Annotated in this window: 6 protein-coding genes; all 6 read right to left on the reverse strand. The window is 38.5% G+C overall.

Annotated elements, in window-relative coordinates:
• Nucleotides 1-255: 255 nt before the first annotated feature.
• Complete coding sequence (locus tag LIV57_RS16240; protein WP_227943455.1) at nucleotides 256-633, reverse strand: VanZ family protein; 378 nt, start codon at nucleotides 631-633, stop codon at nucleotides 256-258.
• Nucleotides 608-985, reverse strand: a complete 378-nt coding sequence (gene gcvH / locus LIV57_RS16245; protein WP_047098621.1) for a glycine cleavage system protein GcvH — start codon at nucleotides 983-985, stop codon at nucleotides 608-610. The genes LIV57_RS16240 and gcvH overlap by 26 nt, the downstream gene beginning before the upstream one ends.
• Nucleotides 986-1,092: 107 nt before the next feature.
• On the reverse strand, nucleotides 1,093-8,124 hold the full coding sequence (gene sprA / locus LIV57_RS16250; protein WP_227943532.1) for a cell surface protein SprA: 7,032 nt from the start codon (nucleotides 8,122-8,124) through the stop codon (nucleotides 1,093-1,095).
• 57 nt (nucleotides 8,125-8,181) lie between these two features.
• Nucleotides 8,182-8,766, reverse strand: a complete 585-nt coding sequence (gene ruvA / locus LIV57_RS16255) for a Holliday junction branch migration protein RuvA (protein ID WP_110010714.1) — start codon at nucleotides 8,764-8,766, stop codon at nucleotides 8,182-8,184.
• A 227-nt stretch (nucleotides 8,767-8,993) separates the two neighbouring features.
• The gene (locus tag LIV57_RS16260; RefSeq protein ID WP_110010713.1) at nucleotides 8,994-11,279 is read right to left on the reverse strand and encodes an NADP-dependent malic enzyme; all 2,286 of its coding nucleotides are present in this window, start codon (nucleotides 11,277-11,279) and stop codon (nucleotides 8,994-8,996) included.
• 16 nt (nucleotides 11,280-11,295) lie between these two features.
• Nucleotides 11,296-12,147, reverse strand: a complete 852-nt coding sequence (locus tag LIV57_RS16265) for a BadF/BadG/BcrA/BcrD ATPase family protein (RefSeq protein WP_110010712.1) — start codon at nucleotides 12,145-12,147, stop codon at nucleotides 11,296-11,298.
• Nucleotides 12,148-12,206 lie beyond the last annotated feature (59 nt).

Raw genomic sequence — 12,206 nt, forward strand, 5'->3', positions numbered from 1 at the left:
TCCTACCCTAGCCCTGATAGCAATGGTTACCCCGCAGCTTGCGCCAGAGGGTGGTGGGTTTTAGGTGTGGGGGCCCTTTGGCTTCGCTCATGGTGAGAGCATTGGAGGGCGAGGGCGCGAGGAGTATGAATGGATAGCAGGAAATAGCTCCTAATAAAGTTCGAGAGTTTGAGAGTTTGAGAGGGAAGAAATTAAATGTAATGGTAAAGAGGGAATAAAAGAGGAATTTGAAATCCTGATGAATTGAAAGGCGTGTTAAAAGAATCGCTTGATTAAAAACTTATAGGTATAGTATCCTAATAAGCATCCAATGGTATCTGCTACGATATCTAAAGTTTCCATCGATCTTCCCAATCCCATTTCTTCCTGCAGGATTTCTGTAAGGAAAGCATAAAGAAGGATGATCTGGACAAAGTATGAAAATTTTATTTTGGGAAAAGCAGCAATGAAAGAGAAACCCAGTGCTGCGAATATGCTTACATGCAAAACCTTGTCGATACCGCTGAACATGAACCAATATTCATGGTTTTCTTCTCCCGGCTTGAGAAGCATATAAGTAAGAAATGCCCAATAAATGGGCAGTATCTTACTAAATATTTTTGAAATCTTATCCAATGATCGCTTTGTAATCATCTGCAGAAAGTAATTCTGACTGGTCTGCTCCATCAGCAATTTCCAATTTGATGATCCATCCGTCTCCATAAGGATCTGTATTTAACAGTTCAGGCTGATCTTCTAATTCTGAATTAAATTCAATAACCTTTCCTGAGATAGGTAAGAACAGGTCTGAAACAGTTTTTACTGCTTCTACACTTCCGAAAACGTCTCCTCCATTAAGATCATCATCTACAGTATCTACATCAACGTAAACGATATCTCCAAGTTCTCCTTGTGCGAAGTCTGTAATACCGATTGTAGCAACGTTACCTTCGATCTTGATCCATTCGTGATCTTTCGTGTACTTTAATTCTGATGGTGTGTTCATTTTTAAATTTTTATTTTGTACAAATGTATTCAAAAATATAGTAGTTTCAAATATTGGATATAAAAAAAGTCCCTCAAAACTGAAGGACTTTTATGTTTGTATTATTTTTAGAATCCACCTCCGGAATCTCCGAATGTAAATGTGGCTGAAATACCTGCTCTGACCGTAGACAGCGGGAATGCTGTGGAGATCTTATATTTTGAGGTCATCTGTTCGTAGAACACTCTCAGATTCAGATTCTCGGAAACATTGTAATCTGCTGAAAGTTTGATGTTCATCAATCTTTGTCCTCCGGTAACCTGAGCATCATTCAACAGGATATTCATAATGGATGTTTTACTGTCTCTTAATGAAATATCTCCTCTGATGTTAAGATCACTTCCTTTTCCTCTTGTTCCTCTTCCTCTGATATTGGCTGTTCCTAATCTGAAGTTTCTGACAATATACCCCAGTCTTACAACATATTCTGTATTCGCATCTTCGGTAAGTGTCTGGTTGACTAATCCCAGCACCATCATTCTGGTTCTGTTATACTGTATCCCAAACTGCATATTGTTTCTCATGGTAACATCTACTCCGATAAGCGGTGAGAAAGATTCTACATATCCCACCTGTGCGAATGTATATGGGTTAATCTTATCTCCATCATTTTTTTTCACATTACCGGCATCATCCACTGTCTGATAATATCCATTCGGGTTGCCGTGATAGTCTACATTGCTTTGAATACCTGTTGCTGTATACGTAGCAGTGTAGGCATGTAAGATATCGAACTTTGTGAACTGCCCACTGATGATCGGGATATTTTTTAATCCTGAATACGTAATTCTCCAATTTGGCAATGGGAATCCTGCTTTTTTAGGGTTACCCATAGGTGACACAGATTTTCCTTCCATCGCTGCTCTAAAGGCTGGGATTAATACATAGGCATTTCCAATGCTGTAATGCTTTGCAAATCCGTTATTATCCAGTACTGCCCCGGGACCTCCCAATTGTTGAGAAAGCGCTCTTGCATTTTCTCTGATCGCCTGGTAAACTGCCTGCCCATCTTTAAATGATGTGCTGAGAAGCGACGTAGTATTGGAATACGTTATCATTTCGCTGGCAAATGTAAAATCCGTATCAGGAACCCCACCATTGGTATAGTTAAATCCTGTATGCGAGAAGTTACTGTTGAAGGTATGCAACACATTAAGATCTACTCTCAGGTCATTCATAGGCATCACCTGTAGGTCTGCTCTCAGCTCTTTGGTCGACATTCTTACATACGGATCTGTCATATAATTTGAATTACTCACCCATCCGTTTTCCATTACGGTTCTTCTGATATCTGCCTGTGATCCTAAAAGGAATCCCAGTGTCGGACCTCCCAATGTCTGTCCGTATCCATACCAGTTTGGTGCTGATATTAATCCCGGAAGTACTGTTCCATTCGTTTCGTTATAACTTACGTTTAGCTGTTTGAAAGAAGTTAAGAAGAATGCAGCACTTTGAAGTGGCGTAAGCTTATTCTTAAATTTATATTTTTTATATCTGTATCTGTTTTTCTCCCATTGTTTCGCATACACATTATTCAGAGAGTCCATCTCTTGTCTGCGTTTCTGAAGTTTGGCATTAATATTTTTGAAATAGTTAAACTGTCCAAAGAACTTCGGAAGATCCGCAGAAGCTGTTGCCTGAATCACATTGGTATTTTGTCCAACGGATCCTAAACTTGCGGTCTGATTTGTATTAGGATCAGTAAATCCAAGTAATGACGTAGACCTCGCCGCCCAGTTATAGGTAAATCCATATCCAACTTCTGCATCAATGAAATCCAGATAAGGCAAATATTGGAATGGTAGCTTATAGTTTAACTGTGCTCTGTGATTATACAATACCGGCCTTCCTGCTCTGAATATATTTCCGAAAATCGATTTGCTGTTCATCGAATTTACATCCAGATTGTCATTTAATGTTCTGGTTGCGGAATTGATTTCCAGTTTTAATGATTTTGTAAAATTGAATCCTAATCCATACTGCCATCCAAAGAAGAAGTTTCTGTTTCTGATGGCATCGAAATTACTGTTCATATCACCATTAAGGATCGCTTCCACATTTCTGAACTCAAGCTCGTTGTAGTTTCTGTCGATTTCAGTTCTGAAAGAGATTCTTGTAGGAATTGGATTAATATTAAACTCCTTTACCCATCTCAGATACTTCGTAGATTTTGCCGTATCACTGATCATCTTGTTGAAAGGTTTCAGTACCCACGGTTTAAAGGTGTAATTATAATCTATATACCCTCTCAGATACTGTCTGTAGTTTCTCTTGGTATAGATATCTCTAAAGTAGTCATCGTTATAAACAGCAGTTACTGATACGTTTTCAATATCATAAAACTTAGGCTTTTTATTTGGATTTACTCTTTCCTTATGCATGTTAACGACTCCTATACTTCTCTGTTGAGTATAGGTTCTCGCTACTTTTTTCAATTGCTCTTTGTTCGGTGCCTTATTGAATTCTACGTCGGTATCCAGAGGATTGTACTTTGGATCTTCAATAGTCTGCGAGTAAGAATAGTTTAAAGGAATTTTCACCCCAGTTTTTTCCGGAAGGAATTTATCTACATTGATCGCCGTATTGATGCTGAATGCGGATTGAGTAGACTGTGTTCTTTCTGCAGGTTTTGAATCGATATTTCCGAAACCAACCGATGTATAAGAGGCATTGGCATTCACTGTTGCCAGATCTCCCATATTGAAGTTTAAGCTGGCATTTCCTGCATATCCTCCATCATTCTCAATTTCAGAAAGACGGATTTCGTTTACCCATAAAACTCTTGTTATGGTAGAGTTTGTTCTTGGATCTGCATTTCTTACCCCAATCATAATGGTGGTAATATTTCCTAAACTTGGTCTCCCTTTGATATAAATATTTTTATAAGGTTCCTGATATCCTGTGTCAACGGTTCTATTCGTAATGGCAACCCCTGATTTGTCTCTTCTGATTTTAGCATCTACAAAGTTCTGAACATCAAAATCAACTTCATTTTCCATTGGCCATATCTCCATAGGAGCTGTTGCTGTTGTAGGAGTCATTCTTAAAGATGATTCATACTCATAATAGTTATCAGTAGCATCACTTCCGAAACGGATAAAGAATTTGGTATTTTCATCCAATCCAATCACTCTGTTCAATGGATCGTGAGCGTGTACAAACAGTTTCAGCTTTTTGTATCTTCTCATATCCAACGTCGTATTTTTGAATACACCTCTTGCCTCAGTTTTAAGGTCTTTCACTTTCATATAAAGTGACGCTTCATTCTGTCTCTGAGCTCCTGCATTTCCACTCAATACCTGTCTGTCAATTCCCGGAGGCAATACATATGGCGGTTGGTTTAATGCATTTTCTTCAATATTTACACTTCCTATTTCAAAATTAGGATCTGTCACAGTTCCCGTTCCTTCGTCGGAATTTGGAACATTTACACTGGCAATTTTACTGGTATATTTTCTCCAGTCTGATCTTACAAGATCCATTGTTCCGAATCTCAGCGTAGAGGTCTGATCAAATCCTGCCAGCATCAATCTTGCAAACCTTACATTATTCAATACAGATGGCTCTGCTGTCCCTTCAGCTGGATCATAATTCGCTACAGGAATTCTGAACAGGTACCATTTAACATCTGAACTCTGTCCGTTCTGGAATGTTGCTTTTACTGTTTTTACATCTACAATATTATTCGTTCCCAGTGACAAACTTGGCTGGTCAAGCTTTATAACATATTGGTTATAGTTTTCAGTCTGATCCAGATTGTAATCTTTATTGATATCTTCAACATCCGGAGTTTGTGAAGCTACGTTAAGAGAGTTTGCTTCTGAATTTCCTTCCGGATTTCTGAAATATTTGTATCGTTCCACTACTGAAGCTGCCTGACTTCCTGTAAATTTATCCGAAAGATAGAATACGAAGTCATCTACTGCAGGGTCTGCAATATTGGTTACCGGATTTACAAACGTATTTCCGAATCTCATGGCTTCCTGGTCCGAGGTAAGACCATCATATCCGGCATCCTGTACTTTCCTATCCTCTCCTTCTGTAGAGAATGCATATAAGATTGGCGGCTGTTTTGGCTGCACTCCCCAATTTGAATTCGTCGTAGAAGATGGTGTACCTAGCGTTGGCAGTCCGTTTTCATACTGCATTTTTCCATCTTTCAATACATCTTCTGAAACGTTTCCTAAGTGAAGTAAAAGTTTTGGATCAGTACCCAGCGTTTTACCATCTGCGTAAGGGTCCATCATCCAGAATTCAACATACTCAATGTTTGAAGTAATAAAGTTCGGAACACTGATGGATCTCATAATCCCTGCCCATCTGCTTTGTGCCTGTTCTGTTACTGGATTTACGTTGTACGGTCCTTTTTCTTTCGGAAAATAAGAGATATCAAAAGTATTCGTAAAGGTTTGTTCTCCTGCTACGAAATCTCGGTTGTTGTAGATCTCCGAATATTGTACTCTTCTGGAGGCATGATTGGATACAGACTGCGGTGTAATTCCTGCAGGTGCTTTCCCTCCAACTCCCCAGAATCTAGGGTCGATGTTATACCATGTTAATAATCCTCTTCCATATCCGCTTGTTAGATCATCATTGCCAGGCACTGTGTTAAATGGCGGTAATTTATTTTTTTCCGGTTTTGAAGCTAAACTCCATGCTGCAGGCTCTTTTAATGATATTTTAGAGGTTGTTTGTTCAAAATCGTCAATATAAGACTGATTATTTGTTCCTTTATTCAATCCAGGTAATAAGTAAGCTGCTTCCATCTTAAAGTTTAAGTTGGATGGAGCTTCAGTTTTTACCATCGGAAGTTTATTGGCAAATCTTGTCAAATAAGGGGCCTGATTGTTGTACATCAGGTTGATCCCTGCCATGGTATTGTTTACCGCTTCCTGCCCGAAGTTTACTTTCTGAGTCAATGGAGATTCTGAGTAATTGATCACCGTTCCTCCCAAGATAAAGTTTTCACTAAATCTTCTTTCTAAATTTAATCCTAAGAATCTTTTTCGTTGGGTATTAAATGTCAACTGATTTTCCAGTGAAATATTGATGGCCTGTCCGGACTGTTTTACATTTTCATTGATGATCGTAACCGTACCCAGCATATAATCTACTGTATAGTCTACGCCTTCCGTAAGCTGTACTCCGTTTGCTGCCACTTTTACTGATCCCTGAGGAACGTTTACAGCTCCTAAAGAAATACCTTGTCCCTGAACACCTTTGTAACGCCCTTCCATGGTATACCTTTGTGTAAGGTTACTCTGGGAAGCTTCTTGTTTTTGTTTGGTATAAAGATCCTGAAATATATATTGAGGATCACTTGTTCCTAATTTTGCTTCCAGAAATTTACCGAAAGGCTGCACTTTGGTAAAGATGACTCTTCCTGTTTCCGGTCTGATGGTAATCCCATTCACAAAGTCGAAAATACCGTCTCCTTTACTTCCATCTTTATTGTTCTGGATATCTCCATTCATATTAAGACGGTCCCAGTTAAATAACTTCAGTAAATTCTGATCTTTTACAGGAGTATCTGGAAGATAGTTTACTTTACCTCCTGTTTTTGGATCTCTGTAATATACGTTAAGGATAAAGCCATCCGGAGATACCTGTCCCGCATCAATAGAATAGATATTCTTCATCATCAGATCCCACATCGGAGATTGAGTGTTCACCTTGTTATTTACTCTCAATACCTTGGTGATCAGCACAGGGCTTTCTTCAGAAAATTCCCCTACTTTGTATACTTTATTACTTCCATTAACAGTATAAGAGTACGAAACGGCTAAAAGCTGCTGGTCATTCAATTTTTGGTTTAATGAAATATATCCCAGCTGTGGCTGGTAGATAAATTCGTTAGCATTCAGCTTTCTCGCTTTTGTAGCAAGAACAAATTCTTCTCCGTTATTGTAGGGAGTAGATGTTCCCGGGAAGACATGCCCCTGAAAAAGAGCATTGTAATTTTTCCCAGCTTCTCTTGTTCCGGCTACTTGTGATACTTCATCATACAATCCGTTCAACGAGTTATCCGGCAGCGTAACTCCTCCAGGACCTTCTCCCAGATCCCTGATCCCGATAATACTTTTCTGATATGCCAGATTACTGTTACTCTGATCCAATACCCAGACTTCCATTCTGGTAATGTTGATGGTTGAGTTGATCTGCGGATAATTAAGTAAGGCATCATCATATTTGTTCAGGAAATAATGTCCTATAAAGAAGTGCTGGTTTTCTTCGTAGTCAATGGCATTGACTTTAAAATTGTTCATCACACCACCACCCTGTACTACAATATTACGGGCTTCACCCTGCTGCTGGGAAAGAACTACTGTTCCAAATGTTTTTCCTAACTGGAATTCTGTTTTCACCCCGAACAGCGATTGTGAACCACGGATAAGGCTGGTTGAAAGCGGCATGTTTACGTTACCAAATTCAACTCTTTTGATGATTTTATCTTCTCCTCCTTCATTCGGTTTATCTACATTCCCAAGACCTTTACTCTGAAGATCTTTCCAGCTTCCTTTTGCCTGCCATACAAGATTCATTCTGTTTTCAAAAGCAAAACCACTCTGGGTATCATAATTGGCCTTTAACTGTAAGTTTTCCCCTACTTTTCCCAATAATCCCAACTGAATTCTCTGATCGATATCAAAGGTAAAACTGGTCCTGTTCTGAGGCAGGATCATTGGGTTATCTATTTTCTGGTAAAGTCCTGCAAAGTCCAGGGATGCGTATCCTGAAGGGATGATTTCAATTTTATTACCACCGAAAATGGTTTCAAAAAGCTTGTTGTTGATCTGTAATGAAGGAATAAGCCCCTTCTTTCTGGCATCAGATCTGTCTCTTCTGAAGAGAAGATTATATTTATCGGATTTCTCCTTGTAATAGGCTTTTGTCTGGCTGGCAAGCATATATTCTTTATACTCTTCCGGAGACATGGCTGTAGGAGGACCTGTAATGGTATTTCCGATTTTTGGATATACATAGTACATCCCGGTTTTTATGTCGTAATAGGCTTCATACCTCGTAGGGTCGGCCACTTCATATTGTTTTCTTATGATCGCTGTATCTTTCTGTGCTTGCCCAAAGGCACTTACAGACATACACAGGAACGACAGGAACAAAAATATGTTAAGATGCTTAATATTCGCCACCAAATGTTAAATGTTTTTTAAGATTTGTTTAACCAATTCTTCTACCGAGATGTTTGGATTTTGTTTGATAATTTTATCCGCAATCTTCTCGCTTGTTCGTTTAGGAATGCCTAAAACTTCTAATGCAGATAACGATTCTTCCTTAATTTTATTATCCACCATCACAGAAATGTTCGCGTTTGGATCGCTGTATTTCTGTACTTTATCTTTAAGATCCACGATAATTCTTTCGGCAGTTTTTGCACCAATTCCTTTTGCTTTTTGGATCAATGCACTGTTTCCGGAAAGTATCGCCGAAGCAATCTCGTCAAGGCTCAATGTTGACAACAGAATCAATGCTGAAACAGCTCCTACTCCATTAACGCTTATTAACAGATTGAACATTTCTTTTTCTGAACGTGTGTTAAATCCAAAGAGAAGATGAGCATCTTCACGAATGATCTGCTGAATAAATAAAAAGGTCTGCTGATTCAAAACCAGCGTCTGTGAGGTCATCAGACTGATTCCCACGTAGTAACCAACTCCTTGAACATTGATGACAGCGTAAGTAGGCGTAAGTTCTTGAACAGTGCCTTGTAAAGAAAATATCATTATTAATTTTTAAAACTCCCAAATATAGCAATTTAAACTAATTAATGTTTTCATTTGATGTACGAATGATTTTTAACTTAAATTTTAAATAAGAATTCAAGGAATTAACAGAAAAACAAAAGACTCCAAAATATGGAGTCTTTTTACTATCTGTACACGGTTTAAAGTGTCAATTTTGAAATAAGAAAGATGGATTATTGCTTTCCAGTGATGCCATCTGTTCTGTATTATTTCTTCTCTCTTCTCTGAGCATCAAGAACAGCAATGGTAGCAAGATTTACGATCTCATCAACGCTTGAACGCATCTGAAGCACGTGTACCGGCTGTTTTAATCCCATTAGGATAGGTCCGATTACCTGTGCTACTTTCATTCCTCTCAGAATTTTATAGGAAAGGTTTGCACTTTCCAGATTCGGGAAGATGAATGTGTTGGCAGGTGTAGTTCCTAATTTTGAGAATGGATAATCGCTCAGGTGGTCTGCATTCATTGCAAAGTCCGGCTGAATTTCACCATCCACAACCATTTTCGGATATTTTTCATGAAGGATTCCTACTGCTTTTGCTACTTTCTTGGAAGTTTCAGAAATCGCAGCAAAGTTTTCAAATCCAAGCATTGCAATTCTTGGTTCAATCGCAAAAGATTTTACTGTAAATTCAGCCATTTTAGCAATATTCACAAGATCTTCTGCTGTAGGGTTTTGGTTGATAGAGGTATCTGCGAAGAAAATAGGTTTCTTTTCAGACAAGATCATCATCATGGCCGCTACTTTATCTACTCCTTTATCTTTTTCGATCACTTCTAAAACAGGACGTAAAACGGAAGTATAGTTCTTAGAGAATCCTACGATAAGTCCGTCTGTATCACCATGTTTCAGCATCAAAGGTCCGAAATAATCTCTCTGGCGTACGTATCTTTTCGCTTTGTACTCGTTCATTCCTTTTCTCTGACGAAGTTTCCAAAGGGTTTCTCTGTATTTTTTTCTGTTTTCTTTCTGATCGTCATCACTTGGATCAATGATAGGAACATCCAGAGTAATTCCGTAACGCTCCATCTGCTCCTTGATGTATTTTTTATCTCCTAAAAGGCTTGGGTAAGCAATTCCTTCTTCATAAAGAATCTGGGCAGCTTTCAATACATTATATTCTTCAGCATTTCCAAGGGTAATTCTTTTCGGATTGGATTTTGCACGGCTCTGCATCATTCTTACCAATCTTTCATCTCTGCCCATTCGGTCTAAAAGCTGGTGCTCATATTCATCAAAATCCGTTATGGTTTTTCTGGCAACACCACTTTCAATAGCTGCTTTTGCCACAGCGCTTGATACTTTTGTGATCAGTCTGTTATCAAATGGTTTTGGAATGAAGTATTCTCTTCCAAACTGAAGGTTCTGAACATTGTATGCCAAAATTACAGCTTCCGGCACCGGTTCTTTCGCAAGATCAGCAATAGCGTGTACGGCAGCCAGTTTCATGGCTTCATTAATTCCTGTAGCCTGTACATCCAATGCTCCACGGAAGATATAAGGGAATCCCAATACGTTGTTTACCTGATTAGGATAATCACTTCTTCCCGTTGCCATGATCACATCTTTACGGGTTTCCAGCGCAAGGTCATAAGCAATTTCAGGATCAGGGTTGGCAAGAGCAAATACGATAGGGTTTTCATTCATGCTCTGTAACATCTCAGGAGTCATTACGTTTCCTTTTGACAATCCTACAAAAACATCAGATCCTTTTACAGCATCTTCTAATGTTTCGATATCTGTCTGAGCGATGAAATCTAATTTTTCAGGAGTAAGGTTTTCTCTTTTATGATTGATTACGCCTTTACTGTCACACATCAGGACGTTTTCTTTTTTCAGTCCTAATGAAATATAAAGCTTGGTACATGCAATAGCTGCAGCACCAGCTCCGTTCACCACCATTTTTACTTTATCAATATCTTTATTGGCAATCTGCAGAGAGTTGATCAATGCAGCTGCGGAGATAATGGCTGTTCCGTGCTGGTCATCGTGCATCAAAGGAATATTCAACTCCTCTTTCAGTCTTTGTTCTATATAAAAAGCTTCAGGAGCTTTAATATCTTCAAGATTGATTCCTCCAAAAGTAGGAGCAATTCCTTTTACGATTTCAATAAATTTATCCGGATCTTTTTCATCGATCTCAATATCAAAAACGTTGATATCTGCAAAGATCTTGAATAATAATCCTTTCCCTTCCATTACCGGTTTTGAAGCCTCAGCACCGATATCTCCGAGTCCAAGTACGGCAGTACCGTTAGAAATTACTGCTACCAGGTTTCCTTTTCCTGTATAATCATATACAGTTTCCGGCTTATCATGAATTTCCATACAAGGAACCGCTACTCCCGGAGAGTAAGCCAATGATAAATCTCTTTGGGAAGAGTGTGGCTTTGATGGGATAACTTCAATTTTTCCTTTGGGTTCTGCTTTATGATAATCTAGCGCTGCCTGGCTAAAGTTCTTTTCGTCACGATTGTTGTTACTTGACATAAAATTTTGTTTTTTGTTAAAGTATATATTTAATGTGGTAATCTACTAAGCTTTCAATTGGTTTCTGCACAACATGTCCCACATTTAAATTAAGTTCTGCAGCTACAGAACGTAGTATATTTTCATAATAATAAGCGATAGAGCCAATAAAATTGATCTCGGCATCATGCGCCTCCTCATAAGGAAGAACCTGGTATTCAAAGAAACTTTTCATTTCTTCAAAAACCATATCTTTGAAATAAGGATGATCTTTTCTTTCGATTACAAATTTGGTAAAATTCGCCAGATATGCATTGGGTCTTGGAGTATGATACATATTTTTCAATGCATCTTCTACGGTAAGCTGATAATCTGCTTCAAATTCTTTATGAAGATCCGCAGGCAGTTTTTTCATAAAATATCTGCGCACCAGCTGCTTTCCGATAGCACTGCCGCTTCCTTCATCCCCGATCAGGAATCCCAGCGAAGGCAATTCTATCTTCACATTTTCACCGTCAAAAAAACAGGAATTAGATCCTGTGCCGAGAATGCACACGATAGCAGGTTTTCCACTGTATGCTGCATAGGCTGCAGCCATCAGATCTTCCTTCACAATAATCTCTGCTTTTCCAAAAACTTTTGTCAGTTCTTCTTCTATGGTTTCGCAGTTTTTTTTCACTCCGCATCCGGAACCATAAAAAAAGACTTTGGTAATTGAATTTTTAACCGATATCAGATTGCTATTTTTCTGTATTTCAGGAGCGATAAGTTCTCTGTTGATAAAATTCGGATTGAAACCGATGGTTTCTGTTTTCAGAAAAACTTTTTTAAAGTCATCAAGAATTACCCAATCCGTTTTAGTAGAACCACTATCTACAATAGCAACCATATTTTAGATTTTAATTTAAGGGTGCTAAATTATGAATTTATCTTCAATTAGCATTTAAA

Origin of the sequence: Chryseobacterium sp. X308 (assembly GCF_020733145.1) — a bacterium.
Lineage (GTDB): Bacteria > Bacteroidota > Bacteroidia > Flavobacteriales > Weeksellaceae > Chryseobacterium > Chryseobacterium cupriresistens.

Excerpts from the sequence above, each read along its gene's own strand:
- LIV57_RS16240 (WP_227943455.1), bottom strand. The coding sequence starts at position 633 with ATGATTACAAAGCGATCATTGGATAAGATTTCAAAAATATTTAGTAAG.
- gcvH (WP_047098621.1), bottom strand. The coding sequence starts at position 985 with ATGAACACACCATCAGAATTAAAGTACACGAAAGATCACGAATGGATC.
- sprA (WP_227943532.1), bottom strand. The coding sequence starts at position 8,124 with ATGTCTGTAAGTGCCTTTGGGCAAGCACAGAAAGATACAGCGATCATA.
- ruvA (WP_110010714.1), bottom strand. The coding sequence starts at position 8,766 with ATGATATTTTCTTTACAAGGCACTGTTCAAGAACTTACGCCTACTTAC.
- LIV57_RS16260 (WP_110010713.1), bottom strand. The coding sequence starts at position 11,279 with ATGTCAAGTAACAACAATCGTGACGAAAAGAACTTTAGCCAGGCAGCG.
- LIV57_RS16265 (WP_110010712.1), bottom strand. The coding sequence starts at position 12,147 with ATGGTTGCTATTGTAGATAGTGGTTCTACTAAAACGGATTGGGTAATT.